The organism is Bacteroidia bacterium (assembly GCA_041391665.1).
Taxonomy (GTDB): domain Bacteria; phylum Bacteroidota; class Bacteroidia; order J057; family J057; genus JAGQVA01.
The window spans coordinates 1,500,858-1,527,481 of record JAWKNO010000003.1; the positions used below are offsets into that span (position 1 = coordinate 1,500,858).

Genomic DNA, 26,624 nt, shown 5'->3' on the forward strand with positions numbered 1-26,624 from the left:
ATGACTACCATTACCCGAAGAAATTTCCTCAGATCTACTACGATGGCCTCCCTTGCGTTGGCTGCACCTCAATTTTCGCTGGCTGGTACGGCAAAACCCGGCAGTCTGATGCGAATAGGCCTCGTAACCTACCTTTGGGGGCAGGACTGGGATGTGCCTACCCTTATTGGCAATTGTATCAAATCGAAGATTGGCGCAGTAGAACTCCGGACAGAACATGCACATGGGGTAGAACCTTCCATTTCCGCCCAAAGAAGAGAAGAAGTGCGCAGGATGTTTGAAGACAGCCCGATCAAATGTCTGGGCCCCGGCACAAACCAGGCCTACCACTATACAGATCAGGCACGACTCCGCGCCGAAATAGAAGGCACCAAAGCCTTTATCAAACTCAGCCACGATATCGGCAGTACGGGAGTAAAGGTAAAACCCAATGCCTTTCCTCCAGGTGTTTCTCACGAAAAAACCATAGAGCAAATCGGAAAGTCGCTCAACGAAGTGGGGCAATACGCCGGTGATATGGGCCAGATTATACGGGTGGAAGTACATGGAAATGAAACCCAGGAATTGCCTGTGATGAAAGCCATCTTTGATGTTGCCGATAACCCCAATGTAAAAGTATGCTGGAATTGTAACCCCGAAGACCTCAACGGACAGGGGCTGGAATACAATTTTAATCTGGTAAAAGACCGGCTGGGCGATACCGTACATGTGCGGGAAATGAACCTCAATGACTATCCCTATCAGAAGCTCATGGATCTTTTTGTGGGAATTGATTACGAAGGATGGATATTGCTGGAATGCCGTACTTCTCCGGACGACAGAATCGCCGCCATGATCGAACAGCGAAAAGTCTGGAAAAAATTGGTTCACAATGCGCAGAAAAAACAATAAAGGGACCTGGAAGTACATCACCTGACCAGGCTCTGGTGGATTTTCTGTTCAGGAAGTAGCCGCCGATATGAAAGCCGAACTTGAAAAAATCATCCATTCGTCCAAATGAACTACGAAAAAAAAAATCAGAAACTGGCTGTCATTTTTGTTTTGACAGCTTTTTTGACCGCCTGTACGCAAAGTGGTCAGGTTGCGAAAACGCCTTCAAAACCCAATATCATATTGATTATGGTAGACGATATGGGCTGGTCAGACATACAGCCTTATGGCGGAGAAGTGAATACCCCCAATCTCAACCGGCTGGCAGCCGAAGGGATGCGGTTTACCCGTTTTTACAACAATGCCAAATGCACCACCACCCGTGCATCACTTGTCACAGGACTATATCCGCGCCGGGATCAGAAAGACGAGGAGTTGCTCCGCACCAATATGATCACCTTTGGAGAATTACTGAAAGAGGCGGGATATCAGACTTCACTCAGCGGCAAATGGCATCTGGGACGAGATTCGGTCAAACACCCATATTACCGGGGATTTGACGAATATTACGGGCTGCTCGACGGCGCATGTAACTTTTTTAACCCTGCTGCACAGGACCCTGATTATAAAGGCGCGAAGTATCGCTATTTCGCCCACAATGAGGAGCAGATCACGGAGTTTTCCGACGATTTTTATACAACAGATGCCTTTACCGATCATGCCATTGAGACCATACGAAGGTATAGTCAGAATGAAGCTCCCTTTTTTGTTCATATCACCTACAATGCACCCCATTACCCCATTCAGGCATGGCCGGAAGATATTGCCAAATATGTCGGAAAATACCGGATGGGATGGGAACAACTCCGCAAAGACCGCTATGCCCGTCAGTTGGCGATGGGGTTGATCGATTCGACTACGTTTCCCCTTTCAGGTACCGATTCAGAAGCCTATGACTGGGAATCGGCAGACCAGGAATTTGAAGATCTGCGAATGGCCGTATATGCAGCCATGATAGACCGGGTGGACCAGAATATCGGTCGGTTGTTGCAAACACTGGAAGAGACAGGCGAAGCCGGCAATACGATGATTATGTTTTTGTCTGACAATGGCGGCTGCGCCGAAGAACCCGGGGGGCGCAATCCGGAAGAACGCACACCCGGGCCCGGAAGCGACTATGTAGCGGTTGGCCCGGCCTGGGGCTGGGCACAAAATGCACCTTTCCGCCGCTATAAAGTCTGGATGCATGAAGGGGGAATTACCACGCCCTTTATCGCCTGGTGGCCAGGGCATATTCCGGCTGATACCATTACCCGCGAAACGGGTCATATTATTGATATTCTCCCTACTTTTGCAGAAATCGCAGCCGTCAATTATCCCACAACCTACCACAACCATGAAATTCTGCCTGTAGAAGGCAAAAGTCTGATGCCCGTACTCGAAGGCAAAACACGGGAAGGACATGACGAACTCTATTGGGAATATACCGGAAACCGCGCCATGCAGCAGGGAGATTTGAAACTCGTATGGGACAAACTGGTAAAAGAATGGGAACTCTACGACCTTTCCACCGACCGGACCGAAACACACAATCTCGCAGATCAATACCCCGACAAGGTGGAGGAATTAGTCGGGAAATGGACAGCATGGGCCGAGCGAACAGGCGTAAAAAATAGCGATTGAGGAAGTAGAAAATGATGGACAAAACTGGTGGGTGGCTGAGGCTCCCGAAGCCACCGGAATCTCAGCCACCGGCAAAAAAACATATTAATCAAGGAAAATGAATTCACGAAAAGGAATCTTTATTATGCTTATGGGGATGTTTTTTATCTCCCATTTTGTTTTTGCACAGCGTTATTTGCCTTCGGCAGTTCCTGACAGGGTGATCCTCACCTGGAAAGACGATCCCGCTCATTCGCAGGCGGTTACCTGGCGAACGAGTATCTACGCCTCAGGGTCTGCTGCGCAGATTGCCGTAGCCAGTGCGACACCTGATTTTCCCAAAAGCGCGATAACAATTCCGGCGACTGATGATTTCCTGAATGCAGAAGGGCTTGTGGCGCTTTACCATTCGGTAAATTTTAGCGGCTTACAGCCTTCGACAAAATACGCCTACCGCGTAGGCAACGATTCTGCCTGGAGTGAATGGTTTCATTTTACTACCGCATCCGAAAAGCCCGGACCATTTTCTTTTATTTACTTTGGCGACGCCCAAAATGATCTGAAGTCGCTCTGGTCAAGGGCCATCCGCGAGGCTTATACAAAGGCACCAGGTGCCGATTTTATGATCCATGCAGGGGATTTGGTCAACCGTGGAAGAAGTGATGCCGAGTGGGGTGAATGGTTTTACGCCGGAGGCTGGATTTATGGGATGCTGCCTTCTCTGCCTGTTCCCGGAAACCACGAATACGGCAAACGAAGCCCTGAAGCCACCACACGTGAACTTACCCCACATTGGGACAAACTATTTACTTTGCCTGAGAACGGGCCTGAAGGGCTGGAGCGTTCTGTGTATTATACTGACTTTCAAGGCACAAGATTTATTTCTCTTGATACACAAGCTTTTTTTGAAAATGAGAAAGCCCAAAAGTCCCAGATTGACTGGCTGGAAACCGTACTGAAAAACAACCCGATGCGCTGGACCGTTGTAGTGCACCACCATCCGATCTATTCCCCGGCATTTGGGCGCGACAATCCGGAACTGAGGGCGGCCTTTAAGCCGTTGTATGATAAATACGGCGTTGACCTCGTACTGCAGGGACATGATCATACTTATGGCCGAGGAGGCAACGAAACCCACGGTGCAAGAGTCAAAGCCAAATCAGGCCCTGTATATGTGGTATCGGTAAGTGGTCCCAAAATGTATATCTCCGGATTTGAAGACTGGATGGACAACGCAGCAGTGAATCTTCAGCTATATCAGGTCGTGCATATCAGCAATGATAGTCTGAAATATGAGGCGTTTACGGTAACGGGCGAACTGTATGATGCATTTACCCTGGTAAAGGAAAAAAATCGTTCCAATACCTTTTATGACCTTACGCCGGCGGGAATGCCCATTTTCGGAGATCTTCCACCCCGATATATTCAAAATATGGACACCGTGGAGGTAAAAGAATATCAGACAAGGTTTCAGCAGTTTAAGAAACGTACGGGAAGAGAGTGATCGTTGTAAGTCTGGCGTCGATTTGGGTATTCAGAAAAAGAGAGCAAAGATTCTCGTGGTTTCCCCTCCTCAAAATTGCCTATCTTCGCGGTGAAGTATTACAACGTAAATCTTTACCCCATTTCCTATGCCCAACGCGCTCATCAACGAATCTTCACCATATCTGCTTCAACATGCCCACAACCCCGTCAACTGGTATCCCTGGGGAGAGGAGGCGCTTGAGAAGGCCCGAATTGAAAATAAATTAATCCTTGTATCCATCGGCTACGCCGCCTGCCACTGGTGCCATGTGATGGAACGCGAATCCTTCGAAAATGAAGCGGTTGCACGGGTGATGAACGAGCACTTTGTATGCATCAAAGTCGATCGCGAAGAGCGACCCGATGTAGATAAAATTTATATGGATGCGGTCATGCTGATGACCCAGCGTGGTGGCTGGCCCCTCAATGCCATTGCCCTCCCCGACCGCCGCCCCATCTATGGAGGGACCTATTTCCCCAAAGACCAATGGATCAGCGTCCTGCAACAGGTACAGGAGTTGTATGAAAACCAGCCACAACGTGCGATTGAAGTCGCCGACAACCTCGTCGGTGCCATGAACTCAATGGACCAGGTGGTGGTCTCCCGCGATACCTCTGGCCTTTCTGAAGACGAAATCGATCAGGTCCTCGAAGACTGGATGGCTCAGGTGGACTTTAAATGGGGTGGACGTGCAGTCTCTGCCAATAAATTTCCCCTCCCGGCCAATAATCTCTTCCTACTGCGCGCGGCTTATTTTACCGGCCACCCCAAGGTTGCTGAGGCCGTAACCGTAACTCTGGAAAAAATGGCCTTTGGCGGTATTTTTGATCAGATTGGGGGAGGTTTTGCCCGCTATTCGGTGGACCCCTACTGGAAAGTGCCCCATTTTGAGAAAATGCTCTATGACAACGGACAACTCGTGTCGCTGTACGCCGAAGCCTGGCAGTTGGAACCCAAAGATCTGTACCGGGAGGTAGTCTATCGCACCCTGGACTTTGTACAGCGGGAGCTGACTTCTCCAGAGGGTGGATTTTATTCGTCGCTTGATGCCGACAGCGAAGGGGTGGAAGGCAAATATTATCTCTGGGATTACGAAGAATTTGAATACGCCCTGGACGAAGATACCAAACTGTTTGCCGATTACTACAACGCCAATCCTATGGGGAACTGGGAGGGGCGAAATATTTTATTTACCCTCGAAACAGAGAGCCAGTTTGCTTTTCGTTGGAAGTTGGACGAAAAAGCTTTCAAAGCTAAAATGGCTGAGTGCCGGCAAAAACTATTGGCAGTGAGAGAAAAGCGGGTTCATCCCGGACTTGACGACAAAATTCTCACATCCTGGAATGCGCTGATGCTCAAAGGATATGTCGATGCCTACCGGGTATTTGGGGAGGAACGTTTTCTTGAGGCTGCGCTAAGCAATGCCAATTTTATTTTTGATAAAATGACCGAAGGCGGAAAGCTGTACCGAAATTATAAAGAGGGAAAACGCACCATTTCAGGTTTTCTGGATGACTACGCACTGGTGATTGAAGCGTATATCGCGTTGTATCAGGTTACTTTTGATGGGAAATGGCTGTCTCAGGCGCAGTTGCATACGGCTTATGTCAGCGCCCATTTTTTTGACAGACATACCGCCATGTTTTTTTACACTTCAGATGAAGAGGAAGTGCTGGTGAGACGTAAAAAAGAAACCCAGGACGACGTGATTCCTTCTTCGAATGCCGTGATGGCCCACAATCTTCATGCTTTGGGGCTGTTGTATGGCGAGCCGGAATACCTTCGGCAATTGAAGCAGATGGCGGCAAATATGAAGGAATCCTTCATCGAATCGTCTGCATGGCATGCCTATTGGGGGCTTCTGGCCCTGAAAGAGGTTTTCCCCTTTTACGAAATAGCAATTACCGGAGAAAAAGTACACGATTTTCGGAGAAAAATGCAAGGATATTACCATCCCGGCCGGATTTTTGCGGGATCAGCAGAGGAGGTAAACCTGCCTTTGCTTGAAGGGAGATTTCAGGAAGGGACATGGTTGTATGTGTGTGAAGAAGGCGTTTGCCAGTTGCCGGTATCCACTGTGGAAGAGGCTCTTGCACAAATGGAGTGATGACTGGTTTTCGTGGGGAGTATCGCTTAATATATCCGGGATATGATGTCAGTGCGGGAACTGATCGGTTTTTTGTTTGGATTTTGGATGGTAATTAGTCTGCCCATTCATACGCATGCCCAGCAGCCAGAACTGGACAGTCTCCTTATAGTACTTGAAGATACCCCGGAAGATAGCAACAAGGTGAAGTTACTTACCCGATTGTCGCAGGTGGTAGAGGCCGATGACCCCACCGCGGCGATTATACATCTTGATGAGGCAATCACTTTGTCCCGAAAAATCGGATATTCCCACGGGCTTGCCCGGGCTACGCTCGATAAGGCATTTTTTCTATGGTATCATATAGGTGATTACGATGGCGCCACGCAGGCAAACCAGGAGTCTTATGAACTTTTCCAGTCTCTGGATGATGAATCCGGGCTTGCCAGTACTTATCAGACCTTCGCCAATATTGCAGAGATGAAAGGAGATATGGACTCTGCACTCTATTATCACAAAAAATCCCTGAAAATAAGGAAATCGCTTGATGACAAAATGTCTGAGGCCTGGTCTCTCACCAGTTTAGGCATTACCTATAGCAAACTTGGAATGTTTGACAGCGCACTTTACGCCAAAACACAGGCACTGCAGTTATATGAATCTCTGGGAGAATTGGGTGGGATCGCAAGTGTGCGAAATAATATGGGTATTATTTTTATGGAGAAGGGGCAATACAATAAATCTCTTGAAAATCATTTGAAGGCCCTGAAGATCAGAAAAGAGCTGGGAGATAAGCGAGGGATGATGGCTTCTTACCGGAATATTGGAGATGTTTTTCAGAAACAAGGCGACTTAAACCACGCGCTGATGTACTATCAGCAGGCAATGAAAATTAAAATCAGGAGCGAAAGCCGGGTCGAAGAAGCGGATACCTACTATTCTGTGGCGCAGATCAAAGAACTTCAATTGTTATATGATGAGGCGATAGACTATTACTCAAGGTCTCTGGCTTTGTTTCGCGATATGGGGAATACCGAGGCCATTACTTCCAACCTTCTCGGTTTAGGGCATGTGAGTAAGGCGATAAAAAACTATCCACAGGCAATCAAATACTATCAGGAAGCCCGGAAAATACAGATCGATACCGGCGACAAAATCGGCCAGGCAAACTCTGAACTTGAACTTGGGAATCTCTATCTTCTTACCAACGAACGAAACCTCGCTGAAAAGGCCATGCTTCAGGGCCTTCTCATAGCCAGTAAAATCGGCGCTGCGACCATCATCCGTGATGCTCATCGCGACCTGGCCAGATTTTACGCATATGATAATCAGTTTGAAAAAGCATTTAATTATAATGTTCAGTATGAACATATAAAGGACAGCATATTCATGGAAGAAAAGTCCCGTACAATAGGTGATATCCAGATGGAATATGAACTAATCGAAAAGGAGAATCAGATTCATGAATTAAATCTTCAGCGCGAAGTCAATCAACTGACCCGCTATGGGATGCTGATTGGGATGGCGGGAATAATTATACTGAGTATTCTCTCAATGGTCTATATCCGATACCAGATTCAGATCCGGGCCAATGTCATGCTCGCCCAGCAAAAGCAGGAGATTGAAGCAAAAAATAAAGAATTAGCTATTTCCAATATAGAACTCGATCAGTTTGCCCATGTAGTGTCCCACGACCTGAAACAGCCACTGCGCACGATTTCTAATTATTCTACCCTGATGGACCGGAAGTTCTCAGATATACTTGACAGTAATGGCAAGTCTTTTCTGCATTTTGTCTCTGACGGCGTCCGAAATCTCCATGAACTGGTTTCCGATTTACTGGATTATTCACAGATCAATCAGCAGCTTTCTTCGATTGAACAAGTCAACATGAACGAAGTTGTCTCTGTGGTGAAATATACATTGCGAAATCAGATAAAAGAAAAATCGGCACATATTGTGGCCGCTGACTTACCCACAGTTTCCGGCAATATTTCAGGATTGACGCAGTTGTTGACCCAACTCGTTTCCAATGGTTTAAAATTTGTTTCTGAGGACATTCCCGAAATCCAAATCGGATATGTGTTTGACCAGGGAGAACATGTTTTTTCGGTGAAAGATAATGGCGTCGGGATAGCACCAGAGTACCGGGAAAAAATCTTTCATGCCTTTCTAAGATTACATACAAGTGAAGAGTTTCCCGGCACAGGCATAGGACTGGCCATCGCACAAAAGATCGTGGCATGGCATAAAGGCCGTATATGGGTAGATTCTGTTCCTGGCAATGGAAGCACATTCTATTTTTCCCTCCCCCGGGATATTTCATAAAAAGCACGAAACAGAAGTTCAATTGAATATAAAATCATTCAGAAAATGACCCGAAATTTTGTTTAATTGTAACTTTATTCAGGTTAATTAATGATAAAGCCTGTTTCCAAAACACTCGCATGGCTTATTTTGCTGCTGATCTGTGCTCCTGTGTATTCACAGGAATTGACAATTGATGCCCTGGAAAATCGGCTGAAAGAAGCCGAAACACAAGAAGAACGGATTGATTTGCTTAAAGAACTCGCGTTTGAGTTAAAGACAAATGACCCGGAAAAGGCACTGCTCTATGCCCGGGAATCCCTGTACCAGTCAGGTAAAATTGGCGATGACCATGGCCGCGCAGAAGCCCATCATACCATAGGTCTTATCAACCGCTATCAGGGAGATTATGACGAAGCACTCGACCATTTTCTCAAGGCATTGGAGATTCGCAAAAGGATCAATGATGAAATTGGCCTTGCCCGCTCCTATAACAATATCGGGCAGATTTCAGATATCCAGGGAAACCTGGCGCAGGCGCTCGACTTTTATCGAAAATCCCTGGATCTGAGAACCAATATTAAGGACTCTGTGGGGATGGTATATTCTTATATCAGCATAGGCGAGATTTACGAAAAACAAGACGACTTTGAGGCCGCAATTTCTTCTTTCGCTGATGCCCTGATTCTTGCCAAAAAGATTGAAGACAAAAAAGGGCAGGCATTTTCTCACGCAAAAATGGGCAACCTGTTCTGGCGAATGCATATGTTTGAAAATTCCCGATCTCATTATGAAGATGGGCTGGCGATTAGCCAGCAGCTTCAAAGCAAATATGATATTTCTCTCAACGATATTGGGCTTGCCAGAATTTTTATCCAGGAAAAAAACTTCGAAAAAGCACAGCCTCTTCTGGAAGAAGGACTCCAGCTTTCAATGGAAACCGGTACGCTGGAAAATATACGGGATGCTTATCTGGGCCTTTCCCAAAATTATCAACTAAAGAAAGACTACCGCCAGGCATTTCATTACCAGGGCCTTTACACACAGATAAAAGATAGCCTGTTTAATCAGAATAAATCGGAGTCTATTTCTGCCATTCAGGGGCGACATGAACTGGAAACCAAAGAGCATGAGATTGAAGAACTTCGAAAAAACCAGAATATTAACAGGCTGCGTAATTTTTCTATGCTGGGAATTACTGCCGGGGTTTTTTTGTTGGTAATCCTTGTTGTGATCTACTATCGTTACAGAATTCAAACTCAAACGAATCTGAAACTCTCTGCCCAGAAAAAAGAAATTGAATCGAAAAATCACGAACTGGAAATGTCGAACCGGGAGTTGGAAGACTTTGCACATGCGGTTTCCCATGATTTGAAACAACCTCTTCGCACAATAGGAAGCTATACAGGTCTTCTGCAAAAACGATACGGCAATCTGTTGGGGGAAGAAGGCGAAGAATATGTGGAATTTATCCGGGGAGGCGTGTTCAGATTGCATACGCTCTTGTCCGATCTTCTGGTTTACTCCAATGTCGGCGAAACTGATTCGTTTGATCAGGAGGTAAATATGAACGACCTGATGCGTTCGGTCAAAGTAAACCTCGATCAGCAGATTGTAGAGACGCAAGCCAGGATTTCTTTCGGAGAAATGCCCACGATCAAGGGAAATTACTCGGCGCTTTTACAATTATTTCAAAACCTGATAAGCAATGGCATGAAGTTTCAGCCTTCAGGGCGTATTCCGGAAGTAATGGTTTCCTTTTACCGCCAAAATGAATACAACCGTTTCGAGGTAAAAGATAATGGCATTGGGATATCTCCGGAATACCAGGAAAAGATTTTTAAAGCATTTCAGCGCCTCCATACCCAGGAGGAATATCCCGGCACAGGCATAGGTTTGGCCATCTGCCAGAAAGTCGTACACCTCCACGGAGGCGAAATCAGCGTTTTCTCCAGTCAGGGAAACGGAAGCACATTTATCGTAGATCTGCCGGTCGATTATAAGGTCGGGACAAAAAAGTGAGGAAATATTTGCCCGTAATGTTACGTTTTGCAAGTGTACCGTAACTAAATAGTAAATCTTTTTATCACCTTAAACACAGATTTACAATGAAATCGTTATCCGCTTTTATCATTCTGATTGTCATCACTTTTTCATCAGTGTCTGCACAAAGATGGATCAATGACTCTCTCCTTTGGGTAAAAGGTCCAATGAAAACATTTACCATTAAACATTTCCAGACTATACAGTCCGCTAATGGAGAGCTTATTTCCCGTGAACTTACGGCTCCTCTGCCGAAAAATATTTTCAATGATACGCTTTTCTTCTTTAAAAATGTTTTCAGCAAACTTCAGGTTCAGGATGTGAGACTCGCCAAAAGTACGCCTGAAGGAGAAATGGTATTCGTGCATGTAAGCGCTGCGATGGGGCGCCGCCTTCCTTATGACTATTTTCGAACTTCCCCCAAACTGCGCACATGGGCCAAACAAAAGGGTTTTGACTACAGCAGGTATATAGCTTTTAAGGTTCAGGAAAAGGGAAGCCAGTATAAAATTGTCAGCCGCTGAGGCAGATAACTAACAGATATTTAAAGGGTAATTCAATGTGTGCAATACAGATTGAATTACCCTTATTTTTTTAGTCCACTTTGATTTTCTTCACCATCCAGGCGCCATCCTCGCGCAACAGACGGGCAATATATATGCCCGGTGATATATGTGATAGGGAAACAGAAACTTCTGATGGTATATAAGCCTGTTGCAAAATGATTTTCCCCTGCAAATCCATCAGGCTGAAATCAACCGTCATTTTGCCCGTACCCTCCAGCGATTCAATCGAAAGCATCTTCGCCTGCGGCTCATACAAGATCCTCCATTCCATTGGAGATAACAGGGATTTGATCGCCGTGGAGCCCTCGCCCGCATTGATGCGATAGGATGCAGTCTTGAGCGTGGTAATGACTACCAGGCTAGAGTCGTGAAGCAGGTGCATATGGTAACCCCCAAGAATTTCCGGATGAAAGCTATAGGTACCGGGAGAGGACCAGGTATCTGTGGAAGGATCAAATATTTGAAGAAGGGTATGTGGGCCAAAATTAAACTCTCCAAAGCCAAAAACCCATACTTTTCCATCAGGCATAAGAACTCCGGCGGTCGCCTGTCCCGGAATTACCAGACTATCAGTGATCGTTGATCCTGTGCCCGTAGCATTCACTATGATTGCTTCCTGACTAAAAGAAAAACCATCATCCCAGGTCAGAATTCTTCCGTCTGAAAGTTTAACTACATTGCCGGGATACATCGGAATAATGGGATCGGCATAAGTGATGCTTTGGGTTGAAATGTTGTAATACTGGCCACCTGCACCTGTATGAAAAAGAATTCCGTTGTCAAGTACAACTATCGGTCGGCCACCGGCATCCAATGGCCCAAAAAGCCCGCTTTGGTCAGTCCAAAGCATTGTTTTTGTGTTGAAGGTGGCGTAGTCTCCGTTGGTTGACGTCAGCCATATATTGCTATCAGGCGTGACAACCGCAGATGTACCGGTGTAAGGCGAATCTCCAAAAGGTACGGTATCCAGTTCGACCCAGGTCTGGGTAGTTACGTCGTACATTTCTACCCCATGGGTGCGCAGCATGATGCTGTCAAGGGTAAAAATAGACTTATAACCTTGTCCGTCCATTGAAACGATATTGCCATTGGGAAGCGTAACAACGGTGGGGGTTATGACCTCGGCATTCAGGTCTGGTCCCTCTGCCCAGGTTTCTGTTGCAGGATCATAGATGTAAGACTTTTTGCTCAGCCATATTTTAGTATTGGGTGCGAATTCCTGTTTTTGACCTCCCCATACGATCACTTTGCCATCGGGGAGTACGGCTGAAGCCGTGTAAAGCAGGCTATCGGGGAAGCGGGTCGTTTCGCGGATAGGAATGGGACTCTGTGCGGAAGCGGCGAAACCACCTAAAAGCAGGCATAAGATGAGAATTTCAGTAAGATTTTTCATTTGTCAGGAGATTTTGTTGTAAAGCTCCTGCAAGCTCCTGAAAAAGGATTGGCGACTCAATTACCCTTTTGGGTGATTTTGGGTGGAGGGTATCCCCTACAAAGTCAAAATCTCCAGATTGTGGTTGGTGTAGATGCAGATATGTTCTAGGAATTTGGGTTAACATTTGTTAATTTTGGGTATGGAGAATATTTTTTCTATAGCATTGCGCAAAATATCAGAGGCCCTGGATGCGGAACAAATAGACTACATGATTGTAGGTGGATTTGCAGTAAGTTATCACAACCGTGCCAGGACAACCAATGATATTGACTTGGTCTTACAAATTCTACCTGATCATGTAAATAAAATATTAAAATACTTTCCAGCATGGCAAGGATTTGAAGATGCCTTTAAAGCAGATGTAAAAAGTGGAATGCTGTTTAATATAACTGATTTTGACACAGGAATCAGATATGATTTTATGACATTTCAAGATACTGAGTATAATTGGTCAGCTTTTAATCGCAGGCAAAAAGTCAGTTTTTTAGGAATTTCATGTTATATGTCCTCACGTGAGGATTTAATTATTTCAAAGCTGAAATGGTATAATTTAAGCCACAGTGAGAAACAAATGGAAGACTTACGTTTTTTACTGCTGGATGAAACGCTTAATATGGAATACCTCCAATTGTGGACAACCAAACTAAAGCTTCCTACACATGGACTTCTGGGGTAAAAAAATAAATGTAACCGAAGATGCTGCCAGACGTCAGGTTGCGATCATCAATACCTTTTCTCCTGAGAAGCGTTTCCAAATAGCGCTTGATTTTGCTAATATGGGTATAGATCAAACCTTTTCCTGGATACGCTCCCAGCACCCGGAATTTAGCGAACTGGAGATACGATTGGAATTTGTCCGTCTAATGTATTACCAACCAGGCGAGATAACTGAAGCGCATTGGATACATTACAAGACGGTGATGGAAGAAAAGATCAGGAAAGACTGGACATCCCGTTTTAAGAATATGATGGCTGCAAATCGCTGGACCTATGATGATGTTGCAAAATACGGACGATTTCGAAACGGAGAGGTTATTGAGGCAACGATCAGCAGAGGCTTACCATCTTTTGCAAAACTGGCTGTGGTATTATTTGAGCAAACACAAAGCGGTCAGAAATAGTACGCTGAAATTCTTCCCTACAAAGTCAAAATCTCCAGATTGTGGTTGGTGTAGATGCAGATATCCGCAGCAATGGTCAGGCTTTCCCGCACCATTTCTTCCGCACTGAGATGCGGGGCGTGTTTTTTTAGGGCTAATGCCGCAGAGCGGGCATATACTCCACCCGAGCCGATGGCGAGGATTCCCTCATCTGTACTGATCACATCTCCGGTTCCGCTTATCATCAGCCCCTCTCCTTTATCCATTACCACCAGCATTGCTTCCAGTTTTCGGAGGTAACGGTCGGTACGCCAGTCTTTGGCCAGCTCGATTGCCGAGCGGCGAAGATTGTTCCGGTGCATATTGAGTTTTTCCTCAAATTTTTCCACCAGCGTAAAAGCGTCAGAAGTCGAGCCGGCAAAACCTACCATGATATTACCATCGCCGATCTTACGCACTTTTTTGACGTTACTTTTGGCTATGGTATTGCCCATAGTTGCCTGTCCGTCAGCACCCAGGGCTACCTGGCCGTTGTGGATAATGCCAAGAACAGTTGTTGCGTGAATTGTGGGCATTTCTATTGTTTACTCCCGGTTGCGTAGGGTATGGATGTTGTTGTCTTTCTTGAAGTTGAAAACGTCGCCAAAGTTTTTGTTACGACGCTCTTCGAGAAATTTCAGGCGTGGGGCAAGCTGCTCTTTGTCAATGACCAGCCGGTCTTTGCCATAAACGGCATCCTCCCGGGAGCTGAAATTAAACTCATAGTCAGGGCTCATGACAATCGCTTCTTCGGGGCATACTTCTTCACAATATCCACAGAAGATGCAGCGGAGCATGTCTATCTCAAAGGTTTCGGGATATCGTTCCTTTTTGTCATCGGTTATTTCTGCAGCCTGCATACTGATTGCCAAAGGCGGGCACGCACGCGCACACAGCCCGCAGGCTACACAACGCTCTTTGCCTTCCTCAGCTACGAGTACGGGTCTTCCCCGAAATTCAGCCCCAAGAACAGGCTTTTTCTCCGGGTACTCGATCGTAACCGTTGGTTTAAACATGTGCTTGAAGGAGAACCACATGCCTTTGAAAATTTCAGGGAAATACAACTTTCCCATAAAATCGAGATTGCGCTCTTTTTTGCTACCCTTGATAATGCCTTGTTTCGTTGCCATACATTCTGTCTGAATATGCTGCCTGAATATAAAGTCGGTTAAAATTATCAGTCTTTCCTCATTCAACCAAACATTTTCCTGAATTGTTGGGTGAAAGGTCATCAAAGAGAGAAAATTGATTACATTCGTCTCATGATGTGGAGGGATTTTAAATATTTCATCCTTATTTCCCGCCCGGTAAATGTACTCATCTCCCTGGTGGCATTTTCTGTATCCTGTTTTCTGGTCAATCATCGCCATCTGGATTTTCTATCTGATCCAAAGTATTGGGCGACGGCATTCACCATTGCTGTGATTGCCGCTACCGGATACTGGATCAATGATGTGTATGATTTTCGTATAGACAGAATCAACAAGCCGGGGCAAACAGTTGTCAACGCTTTTCTTTCTGTCAAAAAAGTATTGACCTTTTATTTTATTATCAATGGCGTTGTGTTACTGTTTTCGCTTGGTTATCTGGGGTTTTACCACGGGAAATACGTTGTCACATTTATCAATTTCCTTTCTGTATTTTTACTTTTCTTCTACGCCAGCTATTTCAAGCGGGTGAGTGTAGCAGGCAATCTGGTGATCTCTTTCCTTATCGCCCTGGTGCTCATTCTTGCTTCTTATTTGTATGATGACCTCAATATGGCGTTGATCTGGACCATTGTTTTTGCCTTTGAGGTTACTTTTATCAGAGAAATTACCAAAGATGTGGAGGATATTGAAGGGGATCTAACCTATGGTTTACGCACTTTACCCATTCAGGTAGGTATTGCTACTACGAAAAGGATTCTGATGATCCTTTATGTGGTATTTTTGATTTCCTGTTATCTTCCTTTTTTGTACCTGCTGATGGTCAGAGAAGAGACCAACTGGTTGTATCTGATTTTGTCATTTGTACTCGTCCAGCTTCCTTCCGTCTGGCTGATGATTCATCTCTCCAAATCTACAGAACCCGTCGCATTTGGCAGACAGAGCCGTTATCTGAAGTATTTGATGCTGACAGGAATTGTTACGCTATTTTTTTTGTGACTAGACCGAAAGGATTTCCACCAGCTTGAGGAGGTTTGGATTGATCGACTGATGTTGTTTGCAAGCCTTGATAAATGACGTGTATTGCACCTGGCCTCCAATAATACCTGCCATAGAATTTGACAATCCTTCCATCAGCCCTTCAACAGCAGCTGCACCCAGACGGCTGGCCAGTACCCGGTCGGCACAGCTAGGGGTACCGCCACGTTGAATATGCCCCAGCACCACTACCCGGATAGAGTAATGGTTGAATTTTTGCTTGATTTCCTCCGCTACCTGAAAAGCCCCTCCGCCCTGGTCTCCCTCTGCCACCACGATAATAGAGGACGACTTACTTCGTAGCCAGCCTTGCTCCAGTTTTGAGATAATATCATTAATAAATGTGGGGGTTTCGGGGATCAGTACGGCCTCTGCACCAGCTGCAATACCAGTATTCAGGGCAATAAACCCCGCATCTCGTCCCATTACCTCTATGATAAACAATCGGTTATGGGAGTCTGCTGTGTCACGGATTTTGTCGATCGCATCCATTGCGGTATTGAGCGCTGTATCATAACCAATGGTGAAATCTGTGCCGTAAAGGTCGTTATCTATCGTGCCCGGCACGCCGATAACAGGAATGTTGTGCTCTGATGAAAAAGCTTTTGCACCTGCAAAAGTTCCATCTCCGCCAATGGCAACCAGCCCGTCTATTTCATGTTTTCTCAGGTTTTGAAAAGCTTGTTCTCTCCCCTCTACGGTACGGAATCTTTCGCTTCTGGAGGTCTTAAGAATAGTACCACCCCGCTGGATGATATTACTTACAGACTTTGCATCCATGGCGAAGATATTTCCATCAATCATCCCCTCATATCCGCGCATGATCCCAAAAGGTTCAATTCCGTTGGAGATCGAAGCCCTGACCACTGCGCGTATAGCCGCGTTCATTCCGGGGGCGTCTCCTCCGGAAGTATATACACCAATTCGTTTCATAGTTTGTTGTTTGGACGCCGAATATAAGTCTGAAGTATGGAAATGAAAAGCTGAAACACTACTGTTGATAGGAAATACGATAAATCAGATCAGCATGATCGTCAGAAACCAGCATCGAGCCATCCTCCAGTATCAGTACATCCACCGGACGGCCCCAGGCTTTTCCATTGTCCAGCCACCCTTCGGCAAAAGGCTCAAAAGCTACGGCTTTGTCTCCCTCCAGCGTTACCATAGAAATCCTGTAACCAATAGGCTCCGAACGGTTCCATGAACCATGTTCGGCAATGAAAATTCTGTTGTGGTAGGATTCCGGAAACATACTTCCGGTATAAAACTTCATGCCCAGCGCAGCACCGTGTGGATTTAGCTTTTGTGCAGGTGGGGTAAATTCATCGCATGATCTTTTTTCGCCATACTTGGGATCTGGAATATCGCCTTGATGACAGAATGGATAACCAAAATGCATTCCGGGCTTTGGGGCGTGGTCGAGTTCGTCCGCAGGCTGGTCGTCGCCCAGAAAGTCTCTTCCATTGTCGGTAAACCACAAATCGCCACTTTCGGGATGCCAGGCAAAGCCCACCGAGTTGCGAACCCCATGGGCATAAATCTCGTGCCCGCTGCCATCGGGGTTGATACGGGAGATCGAAGCGTAAATTTCTTCCTCTGAAAGGCAGATATTACAGGGTGCACCTACCGGAATGTACAATTTGTCGTCAGGACCAAATGCAATATACTTCCAGCCATGCCAGGCATTATTGGGCAACTGGTCAAAGACAAGCACCGGGGCGGGCGGGTTTTCCAATTGCGATTCAATCTGGTCATACCGCCAGATTTTGTCCACCTCGGCCACGTAGAGCGAACCATTGCGAAATGCCACCCCGTTGGGCATATTCAGGCCCGTGGCAATGGTATAGATTTTTTCAGCTTTATGATCTTTGTCGGCATCGACCACGGCATATACATTTCCCTTTGATCGTGTACCGACAAATATGGTCCCGTTTTCACCTAAAGCAAGGGAACGTGCATTGGACACACTGTCCGCAAAAATTTCAATTTTAAAACCTGCTGGCAGTTTTATTTTTTCTATCGGCGGATTTTTTTCGTTAATTAAGTTAGCGTTTAGACATCCGGAGAGCACCAGGAATATCATTGCTAAGGTTTTTGAGAAATGATGCATAATTCTATAACCTTTATTTGCTGTGTAATGTTCTCCTTTTTTTCGGTGACAGGCAAAGCGCAGACGAAGATTGATTCAATATTTCACGATAGTACCTGGCGATATTACCGTCTTCATGTACCGCCAGGTTATTCTCCGACATCTCCTGTACCGCTTATTTTCAACTTTCACGGACTGGGCTCTAATGCATTCGAAGAGGAGTTTTACACGCGATTTAGTCTGATTGCTGATACTGCCGGCTTTATTGTTGTATATCCTGACGGTATCCTGAATGCATGGAATGCGGGTTTTGTAATCGGCGGCACGGATGACCTCGGGTTTGTTTCTGCTTTAATTGATAAACTGGGCAGTTTGTATGCCATAGACCCGGCAAGAGTGTTTGCTACGGGAATGTCCAATGGCGGTTTTTTGAGCCATTATCTGGGCTGTGAACTCTCAGACAGAATTGCGGCCATAGCCTCTGTAGCAGGTACAATGACTGCTTTTGTGGAAGGAACCTGTAACCCGGGGCGGACCCTGCCGGTGCTTCATATTCATGGTACTGCTGATCAGGTTGTTCCATACAATGGCGGAAATTTATTTTACCGGCCAGTAGATAGTGTATTAAGTCTCTGGCAGGCAAATAATCAATGCCTGACAACTGACAGCACCCATCTGCCCGATAAGGTCAATGAAGGATCAACCGTCACTCGCTTTGATTTTGGTGGATGCGCAGATAGTGCGGAGGTAATTCTTTTCAGAGTAAATAATGGTGGGCATACCTGGCCGGGTGCGGTATTCCTGCTTCCCAATGAAAATACAAATCAGGATATAGACGCCAGTCAGGAAATCTGGGCTTTCTTCCGAAAGCACAAACATCCTAATCCCCGGCCATTGGCTACAACAGGAACAGAAGAAGATATTCGTACAGTCTCCCTTCTTTACCCTAATCCTTTCAGGGAATCACTACATGTAAAGTTGCTGGTAAATGAGCCTGTCACGGTTGATGTATTTTCCATTTCCGGACAGCAGTTTTTCTCCGGAAAATATAGCCCGCCAAATGGTTTGATGCGGATCAATACAAAAGAATGGCCGGAAGGTATCTGCATTATTAAAATTCAGACACCTTCCGGTATAGTGGTAGAGAAACTGATAAAGGAGTAATTTACCGGATCACCGTTACCGTTCCTGTTTCAGAGATCGAGCGAACTCTGTCCGCGTCCTGGTATTCATATTCAAATACCCAGACAAATACGCCTTCCGGCACCATATGGCTGCGGAAATACCCGTCCCATACACCATCTGGATTGTCTGTCTCAAATACGGCTTCCCCCCACCGGTTGAAAACTTTGAGGGTTCCTCCAAGAATATCACAGTCATAATACAACTGGAAGAAATCGTTGAATCCGTCGCTGTTGGGCGAAAAAGCGGTAGGTGCATAAATAGCGCAAAAACAAGAATGTCCGCCGACCAATACAGAATCTCCATCCACTCCGCATATATTTTCCACGCTTACTGTATATAAACCAGGTTGTGTTACCTGAAATACAGAATCGCTGCTGCCATTGTTCCATCGATAAGTTACCGCCTGCCCCTGTGAAGCGTCAAGCGCGAAGGTATCACCCTCGCAGAGGATGGTGTCCTGACCGAAGGTTACGGAGGGCGGGGTTACATATTTCACCAACAGATCATCTGTCTCCTCCCCACATTGATTATAGACGCGGATCTGATATTCTCCTTGTCTGCGCACGGTATAGGTAGGCAGAATAGATCCGTTTTGCCAGTGGTAGCGCACATTGGACTGTGTTACATCAAAGAAAACCGTATCCCCTGTACAAAGCGTAAGGTCATCGCCGAGATTTACGGGCAAGGGTTTTGCGATAAATTCCACCGCGATTTCATCCTCTCTGTCGCCACACTGATGGAAAAGTGTAACGTGGTACACACCTGAAGTGGTAACGGTACGGGTCGGGCTGATGACCAGATCGTCCCACAGATAATTTGCCCCTGGCCAGGTTACATCAAAGGAGACACTTTCGCCCTCACACAATACGGTATCCTTACCCAGATCGAAAATAGGCGCGGTGGTATAAGTTACTTTAATGGTATCCGACACAAAGCCACATTCATTGGTAACCCGCACCCAGTAAGTTCCCGGATTTCTTACCGTAAACCCGGCACCGGTAGTACCATCCTGCCAGAGGTGGCTGACTCCCGTTTGGCCGGTGGCCAGTTGAAGCGTTTGCCCCATACAAAGCAAGGTATCTCTTCCGAGATTTACTGCAGGCGGGGGAGTGAGATATTCGATTCGTTTGTCGTCCTGAGCAGAACCGCAGGTGTTGCTGACGGTCACAGAATAAACCCCTGGTGCATTGACAATCTGGCCGGATGCAGTTGAGCCGTTATTCCATAAATAAGTCGATGTCGGCGTCCATGCTGCATTGAGGATCAGGATACTTCCCTGGCACAATGCCGTATCATTTCCCAGATTGACAACTGGTGTTTGGTCATAGACAATATTGATAGAATCGCGATCCACACCACAGAGGTTGGTTACCTGCGCCCAATAGAGGCCCGGCCCGGTAATGGTAAAGGAAGGCGATGTCGAGTTGTTCTGCCAGAGATAGGTAGACGATGGTTGGGTTACATTCAGTGTCAGAATACTATTGTTGCACAAGATCGTATCGTTTCCGAGGCTGACAGGTACGGGAGGCGATTCGTATGAAACGACAATCGAATCCCTGTCAAATCCGCAGTGATTGCTGACAACAACCCAGTAAGTGCCCGGGGTTGAAATGGTCTGTTGTGCTGATCCGGATCCATTTTGCCATTCATAAATGGCATTGGGAAAGGTTACATCCAGCGCAAGGGTTGTGCCTGCGCATAAGGTAGTATCATTTCCCAGATTCACAGTCGGAGGTATTTGTGCCGTAACTACAATGGAGTCGCGTTTTGTGCCACAGATATTTTCCAGTTCTACCCAGTAAAGCCCGGGAGTCGTAATATTAAAGGTGGAACCCGTGGAGCCATCCTGCCAAAGGTAAGTGGGACCCGGCCTGAATACATCCAATAGGATAGATTGCCCCGGACAGAGAATTGTATCATTTCCCAGATCAATATTGAGGGAGGAGTCGTGTTCTATATTAATGGTAAAAGTCTCGGTGCGGACAAACCCACAGTTGTCGGTGATTGCAGCGATATATGTGGTTGTGCTATCGGGGAAAGCAAGAGGGGTGGCAATATTGGGATTGCTAAGCCCTGCGGCTGGGGTCCAGTTGTAAGAAACCCCACTCCCAACCCCCAGTTGAAGCGTATCGCCCTGGCAGACCAGCGTATCGAGCCCAAATGAGAGATAATCGACACAAAACCCCTGCTGATTGCTCAAGGCACCCGTGCCGGCCGTAAATCCCCAGTACACGTTAGGGTTTCCGCCAAATATGGTATTGATAATATTGCCAGCGTAAGTGAGGCGAAGGTTACAATCAAAATAAATATTCAGGCTGTCAGTAAAAGGATTCCAGCTTACGCGCAGGTCGTGATACTGGCAGTCTTCCACATTACCGTTGGTTGGAAGCATACTTACAGGCCCGGCGAGGTTGGTAGGCGCCAGGTGGCTCACATTTCCGTTGGAAATAATCGCCATATGATCGGCCACCGGGTCGCCCCAGTTGCTGTTCTGGTAGGTGTCAAACTCTACTCCAATAGATGGGCTAATACCAGCAAAACCCATTCCTCCCCCCAGGCTTCCTACACTTGTACTTACAGATTGAAAAGCAAAAACCACCCCATCAGCCCCGCCATCACTGCATCCTAAAAAAATTTGCGCATAGAACTCAAAATTTTGACTCAGGTCAATTAAGTTTGTATACCAAACGGAGCCGGCTTGTGAGCCGAGCGCAGGGGTAAGGGTATAACACGTAGGACCATTGGGTACAGCCGAGCCGTTAAGGGCAAATTGACTAAAAAGACCAAAAGGAAGACCCACAATAGTTAAAAAAAGTAAAATACGCTTCATCAGAGGAATTATTGGGGATTACACAAGCTGAGAAAAGTAAAAATAAAACTAATTCGTTGATTTTTGATATATTAGCTAAACGGTTTATAATCAGCACTCGCTAAACACGCTTTGTATGGCCAAAAACTACTACTACTCCGTCGGTAAAGTCCGATCTTTATCTTTTGATTTAAAACGGTACCTGCTGGTATTTATTCTTGGTTTTGGGATAATTCTGGTTTCCGCACAGGTTACCATAGAAGGAGAGGTGATGAGTTCTGACGATGGCTCGGCACTTGTAGGAGCTACGATTTTGGTTAAAGGAACCACCAATGGCGCTTACTCCAATGAAAATGGAAAATTCTCCCTAAAAACCAATAAGCCTTTTCCCATTCCCCTGTTTGTAAGCTATATCGGATATGATACTCTTACTTATATCGTAACCGGTCCGGAGCAGAAAGTAAAGGTTGCGCTGGAACGTGGCGCAGTTACACTGGATGAGGTAAATATTTTTACCAGTGCGTATGTCGAAAGACAAAAACAATCCCCCCTTTCGATTGAGTCTATTTCGATCAATGGTATCAAAGAGACGCCTTCTGCCAACTTTTACGATGCGCTGGGCTCTCTTAAAGGCGTAGATCTCACTTCTGCCAGTATTGGCTTTAAAGTGATCAACACCCGTGGTTTTAATAGTTCTGCGCCTGTTCGTTCCCTTCAGATTATTGACGGTGTGGACAATCAGGCACCGGGACTTAACTTTTCTCTTGGCAATTTTTTGGGTGCTTCAGAATTGGATGTCGAAAAAGTAGATTTGATCGTAGGGGCAAGTTCTGCATTCTACGGCCCCAACGCATTTAACGGGGTGATCAGCATGGGTACCAAAAACCCTTTTCAGCACAGAGGGCTTTCGGTCATGGCGCGAGTAGGAGAACGGAATCTGGGCGAATTTTCCATGCGCTATGCCCGAGCTTTTGCCAATAAAGAGGGCATAGATAAATTGGCTTTTAAGGTGAATATCTATTATCTCAGGGCTGACGACTGGGAGGCTGACAATCTCGACCCTGTGGACGATTCCAAAGTTCAGGCATATAATCCGGGCAACTATGATGCCGTTAACCGCTATGGCGACGAAAACCTGAATGGTGGTATCAATAATGGCACCAGCGTCAATGATCAGGTGATTAACCCCGGCCTGGGCAGATGGCATCGCACCGGCTATCAGGAGCTGGATCTGGTAGATTACAATACACGAAACCTCAAACTTTCAGCAGCGGTTCACTATAAAGTAGCAAAAGATGTGGAGCTGATTGCGGCCAGTAATTTTGGTAATGGAACCACCGTCATGCAGGGCGACAACAGGTATAGTCTGAAAGATATTCTGTTTTTCCAGAACCGCCTGGAGATTCGTAAAGAAAATAAATTTTTCCTGCGTGCCTATGCAACCAATGAAAATGCCGGGAACTCGTATGATGCCGTATTTACAGCTTTCCGCCTTCAGGAAAGAGTAAAGGATGATATCACCTGGAGTACGGACTATCGCAACTATTGGGCGGGACTTTCTACCTCCAACCAATTTTACGTACCCCCCACACAAGGTGTCAACGGCCTCAGAGGAGGTATGCGGGGAAGAGTGATGGCATTGGAAAATTTCCCCAAACAGTCGATTCCCTATCAATTTGATGTAGCCAATAGTGTGCTGGCGGGAAATATCGATTCTCTCACGGCATGGCATGCTCTCGCGCGCAATTATGCGGACAACTATCAGTTTCCCAGGCTGGTTCCCGGTACGCCTGAGTTTCAGCAGGCATTTGATGAAATCACTTCCACACCTATCAGCAGGGGAGGAACCCGTCTGGTGGACAGATCTTCCCTGTATCACCTCCATGGAGAATATAAATTTCAGCCAAAATGGGCCGAAGTCACCGTTGGTGCCAATACTCGAATCTATGCGCCTATTTCAGAAGGTTCGATTTTCAGTGATACCCTCTCCTATGTCTGGCAGACACAACCCGATGGAACCCGGGTAAAAGTTGACTCCTCATTTAACCAGATCATCAACTGGGAAGTGGGTGCCTACACCGGGATTCAGAAAAAATTTGCAGACGGAAACCTGACGCTGAACGCAACGCTTCGGGTAGACAAAAATCAGAACTTCAACTTTGTACCTTCCTATGCGGTATCAGCCGTGTATAATCTGAATGAAAGAGATGTTATTCGTATCGCGCTTTCTTCCGCTATTCGAAACCCAACGCTGGCTGACCAGTACCTGTATTACGATGTGGGCAGAGCGATTCTGGTAGGGAATCTGAATGGATTTAATAACCTCGCTGATACCAGCTCGCTGCGTCAGTATTTCGAAACTTCCCCACAGGATGCCAGCCTGGTCAAATATTTTAATATCAAACCTGTTCAGCCGGAAAAAGTACAGACCATTGAGGTGGGCTACCGGTCGATGTGGTTTAATAAATTATATGTCGATGCCAGTTATTATTTCAGCCGGTACAAAGATTTTCTGGGGTACAATATTGGGGTAGATGTGCGGTTTTCTCCTACTTTCCCCGATATCCTGATCGCTGCCCAGCCTTACCGCGTTGCGGCCAATGCTACAGATGTGGTTTTTACTCAGGGCGCATCGCTGGGGCTTAGCTATTTTATCAGTCCAATCTACTCTGTAAATGGGAATTATTCCTGGAACCGCCTTTCCTCTCAGTCTGATGATCCGATCATTCCGGCTTATAATACACCAGAACATAAGTTCAATATCGGTGTATCTGCCCGTAATGCCACGATCCTGAAGATCAAAGACGTTGGGTTTAGCGTCAATTACAAATGGATTCAGGGATTTGTATTTGAAGGTTCGCCCCAATTTACCGGACAAATCCCCACTTATGATTTGCTGGACTTACAGGTAAACAAAAGAGTTCCCAAAATCAAAACTACGTTTAAATTAGGGGCTTCAAACGTACTCAACAATAAAGTATATCAACTATACGGCGGACCGAGAGTCGGTCGTATGGGGTATTTTACCATTCTTACCGAACTGGATACTATTTAAAATTAAACAAAAATTACCTTAACCTTTAATGCAATTAAAAATGAGAAAAACACTTACGCTACTCCTAATCGGCTTTTGCTGCCTGTTTGCCGGCAAGGTTGATGCACAACAGCGATATCTGGATGAGATGTTTACAGATGTCGTGCGAATTGACAGTATCGTTTACGGCTCTAATATATCTGTTTTTCCTCCTGCGGGTTTGAAAGATCTTATCATGGATGTGTACTATCCTGCTGGCGACCAGGATACCAACCGTGCACTTGTACTGCTGGCTTGTACCGGCAACTTCCTCCCCCGCCCGATCAACGGTGGTGCAAATGGAACGATTAAAGACAGTACAGTCGTAGAACTGGCGCAAAGATTAGCAAAAAGAGGATACGTAGTCGCTTCTTTCTTTTACCGTCAGGGATGGAGTTTTACCAACCCCAGTCAGGATATTCAGACAGCTACCCTGCTTCAGGCTGCTTATCGCGGTATTCAGGACGCACGTACGGTTGCCAGATTTTTCCGTGAAGATGTTGCAGAATATGGCAATACTTATGGAATCAACCCCGACAAAATTGCTATCGGTGGGGTAGGAACCGGTGGATATATCTCTATGGGAGCAGTATTCCTCGATGATTATGAAAAAGTCAAACTTCCCAAGTTTACCGATTTTACTACCGGTATTCCATTTGTAGATACTACCGTTCACGGCAATATCTGGGGCACAAACCAAACCCAGCAAAACGTACCCAACCACCTGGGTTATTCCTCCGAAATACAGTTTGCCTTCAATCTCGGCGGTGCGCTGGGAGACTCCAGCTGGGTTGATCCCGGAGATGCACCTGTAGTATCCTTCCATACGCCTCAGGATCCCAATGCACCTTATGATATTGGGGTAGTTATTGTGCCTACAACAGGAAACACGGTAATTGATGAAGCTGCAGGAAGTTATGCCGTAGCCAAACTTCAAAATAAATATGGCAATCACCAGATTTTTATCGATGCAGGTCTTACCGATCCGTTTACTGTTGCTGCAAATACCAACAACTACGATGCAGACCTCGCAATGAACCTTGAAGGCCTGATGCCTTTCGACAAGCCGTTTACACCTGGTGCGTATGATTGTGGTTTTGGCGGTGTACAGGTTCCCAAAGTGCCTGAAGGCAGCCCATGGGATTGGTGGGATCAGGGAGCTTTTATCAGTGACTGGGATTTGGCCACCGGTGGCAACCCCTTCCCCGGTGTTGTGATGAACTGTAACTCCCTCGCCAGCAACCCCGATATGTCTGCGACCAAAGGCCGTACTTATATCGACTCCGTCATGGGATACCTCGCTCCGCGTATGGTGATTGCGATGAGCCTCTATACAACCTCTATTGAAAATGAGCTGTTTGACCGCGCAGTTACGGTGTTCCCCAACCCGGCCCAAAATCTGCTCACCATCCGCAATGAAAATGCTTCCAACCTGATCAGTGAAGTGAGATTGATGGATGTTTCCGGCAGAACCTTGCAGTACAATAGTGGTCTGCGTACCTCTGAAGTTACGATCTCACGTGGTAATATTCCTTCAGGTGTATATATCCTTCAGATTCGCGCAAACAAAGGAATGACCACCCGTAAGGTGATATTCGAATAAAAAACAACTTACATGAAAATAAAAAAACCGATCCTTTGGGTCGGTT

General features: G+C 46.1%; 19 protein-coding genes. 13 read left to right on the forward strand and 6 right to left on the reverse strand.

Annotation, left to right across the window (positions count from 1 at the left end; genetic code table 11):
* From R3D00_28845 to R3D00_28875, 7 genes are all read left to right on the forward strand, one after another.
* On the forward strand, positions 1–891 hold the full coding sequence (locus tag R3D00_28845) for a TIM barrel protein (protein ID MEZ4777219.1): 891 nt from the start codon (positions 1–3) through the stop codon (positions 889–891).
* A gap of 105 nt (positions 892–996) precedes the next feature.
* Positions 997–2,553: an arylsulfatase gene (locus tag R3D00_28850; protein MEZ4777220.1), complete on the forward strand. Its 1,557-nt coding sequence runs from the start codon at positions 997–999 to the stop codon at positions 2,551–2,553.
* A gap of 97 nt (positions 2,554–2,650) precedes the next feature.
* On the forward strand, positions 2,651–4,036 hold the full coding sequence (locus R3D00_28855; GenBank protein ID MEZ4777221.1) for a metallophosphoesterase family protein: 1,386 nt from the start codon (positions 2,651–2,653) through the stop codon (positions 4,034–4,036).
* Between the two features lie 127 nt (positions 4,037–4,163).
* Entirely contained in the window at positions 4,164–6,164 is a 2,001-nt protein-coding gene (locus R3D00_28860) for a thioredoxin domain-containing protein (GenBank protein ID MEZ4777222.1), read from the forward strand.
* A 42-nt stretch (positions 6,165–6,206) separates the two neighbouring features.
* The gene (locus R3D00_28865; GenBank protein MEZ4777223.1) at positions 6,207–8,471 is read left to right on the forward strand and encodes a tetratricopeptide repeat protein; all 2,265 of its coding nucleotides are present in this window, start codon (positions 6,207–6,209) and stop codon (positions 8,469–8,471) included.
* Between the two features lie 90 nt (positions 8,472–8,561).
* The gene (locus R3D00_28870; protein MEZ4777224.1) at positions 8,562–10,472 is read left to right on the forward strand and encodes a tetratricopeptide repeat protein; all 1,911 of its coding nucleotides are present in this window, start codon (positions 8,562–8,564) and stop codon (positions 10,470–10,472) included.
* 86 nt (positions 10,473–10,558) lie between these two features.
* Positions 10,559–11,017 carry a hypothetical protein gene (locus R3D00_28875; GenBank protein MEZ4777225.1) on the forward strand — a complete coding sequence of 153 codons (459 nt, stop codon included), beginning with the start codon at positions 10,559–10,561 and terminating at the stop codon, positions 11,015–11,017.
* 70 nt (positions 11,018–11,087) lie between these two features.
* Here the strand turns inward: R3D00_28875 and R3D00_28880 are convergent, their stop codons facing one another.
* Positions 11,088–12,452 carry a T9SS type A sorting domain-containing protein gene (locus R3D00_28880; protein ID MEZ4777226.1) on the reverse strand — a complete coding sequence of 455 codons (1,365 nt, stop codon included), beginning with the start codon at positions 12,450–12,452 and terminating at the stop codon, positions 11,088–11,090.
* Positions 12,453–12,633: 181 nt separating this feature from the next.
* On the opposite strand from R3D00_28880, the gene R3D00_28885 reads away from it, so the two are divergent.
* A complete protein-coding gene (locus R3D00_28885) occupies positions 12,634–13,170 on the forward strand; it encodes a DUF6036 family nucleotidyltransferase (GenBank protein MEZ4777227.1) in 537 nt (178 codons plus the stop codon).
* The gene (locus R3D00_28890) at positions 13,154–13,615 is read left to right on the forward strand and encodes a hypothetical protein (GenBank protein ID MEZ4777228.1); all 462 of its coding nucleotides are present in this window, start codon (positions 13,154–13,156) and stop codon (positions 13,613–13,615) included. The genes R3D00_28885 and R3D00_28890 overlap by 17 nt, the downstream gene beginning before the upstream one ends.
* A 17-nt stretch (positions 13,616–13,632) precedes the next feature.
* On the opposite strand, the gene hslV is transcribed toward R3D00_28890, so the two are convergent.
* Together hslV and R3D00_28900 are read right to left on the reverse strand one after the other, a co-directional pair.
* The gene (gene hslV, locus R3D00_28895; protein ID MEZ4777229.1) at positions 13,633–14,169 is read right to left on the reverse strand and encodes an ATP-dependent protease subunit HslV; all 537 of its coding nucleotides are present in this window, start codon (positions 14,167–14,169) and stop codon (positions 13,633–13,635) included.
* Between the two features lie 9 nt (positions 14,170–14,178).
* Complete coding sequence (locus R3D00_28900; GenBank protein ID MEZ4777230.1) at positions 14,179–14,763, reverse strand: NADH-quinone oxidoreductase subunit I; 585 nt, start codon at positions 14,761–14,763, stop codon at positions 14,179–14,181.
* 132 nt (positions 14,764–14,895) lie between these two features.
* Between R3D00_28900 and R3D00_28905 the strand changes: the two genes are divergently transcribed.
* The gene (locus R3D00_28905) at positions 14,896–15,780 is read left to right on the forward strand and encodes a geranylgeranylglycerol-phosphate geranylgeranyltransferase (GenBank protein MEZ4777231.1); all 885 of its coding nucleotides are present in this window, start codon (positions 14,896–14,898) and stop codon (positions 15,778–15,780) included.
* On the opposite strand, the gene pfkA is transcribed toward R3D00_28905, so the two are convergent.
* Positions 15,781–16,752: a 6-phosphofructokinase gene (gene pfkA, locus R3D00_28910; GenBank protein MEZ4777232.1), complete on the reverse strand. Its 972-nt coding sequence runs from the start codon at positions 16,750–16,752 to the stop codon at positions 15,781–15,783.
* A gap of 58 nt (positions 16,753–16,810) precedes the next feature.
* Positions 16,811–17,902 (reverse strand): sorbosone dehydrogenase family protein, encoded by a 1,092-nt coding sequence (locus R3D00_28915; protein MEZ4777233.1) that lies wholly within the window; start codon positions 17,900–17,902, stop codon positions 16,811–16,813.
* A 54-nt stretch (positions 17,903–17,956) separates the two neighbouring features.
* Between R3D00_28915 and R3D00_28920 the strand changes: the two genes are divergently transcribed.
* The gene (locus tag R3D00_28920; GenBank protein MEZ4777234.1) at positions 17,957–19,072 is read left to right on the forward strand and encodes a PHB depolymerase family esterase; all 1,116 of its coding nucleotides are present in this window, start codon (positions 17,957–17,959) and stop codon (positions 19,070–19,072) included.
* A gap of 1 nt (position 19,073) precedes the next feature.
* Here the strand turns inward: R3D00_28920 and R3D00_28925 are convergent, their stop codons facing one another.
* Positions 19,074–21,923 carry a gliding motility-associated C-terminal domain-containing protein gene (locus tag R3D00_28925; protein MEZ4777235.1) on the reverse strand — a complete coding sequence of 950 codons (2,850 nt, stop codon included), beginning with the start codon at positions 21,921–21,923 and terminating at the stop codon, positions 19,074–19,076.
* A 115-nt stretch (positions 21,924–22,038) separates the two neighbouring features.
* On the opposite strand from R3D00_28925, the gene R3D00_28930 reads away from it, so the two are divergent.
* Both R3D00_28930 and R3D00_28935 read left to right on the forward strand, forming a co-directional pair.
* Complete coding sequence (locus R3D00_28930) at positions 22,039–24,957, forward strand: carboxypeptidase-like regulatory domain-containing protein (protein ID MEZ4777236.1); 2,919 nt, start codon at positions 22,039–22,041, stop codon at positions 24,955–24,957.
* Positions 24,958–24,997: 40 nt separating this feature from the next.
* On the forward strand, positions 24,998–26,578 hold the full coding sequence (locus R3D00_28935; GenBank protein MEZ4777237.1) for a T9SS type A sorting domain-containing protein: 1,581 nt from the start codon (positions 24,998–25,000) through the stop codon (positions 26,576–26,578).
* The last annotated feature ends 46 nt before the right edge of the window (positions 26,579–26,624 follow it).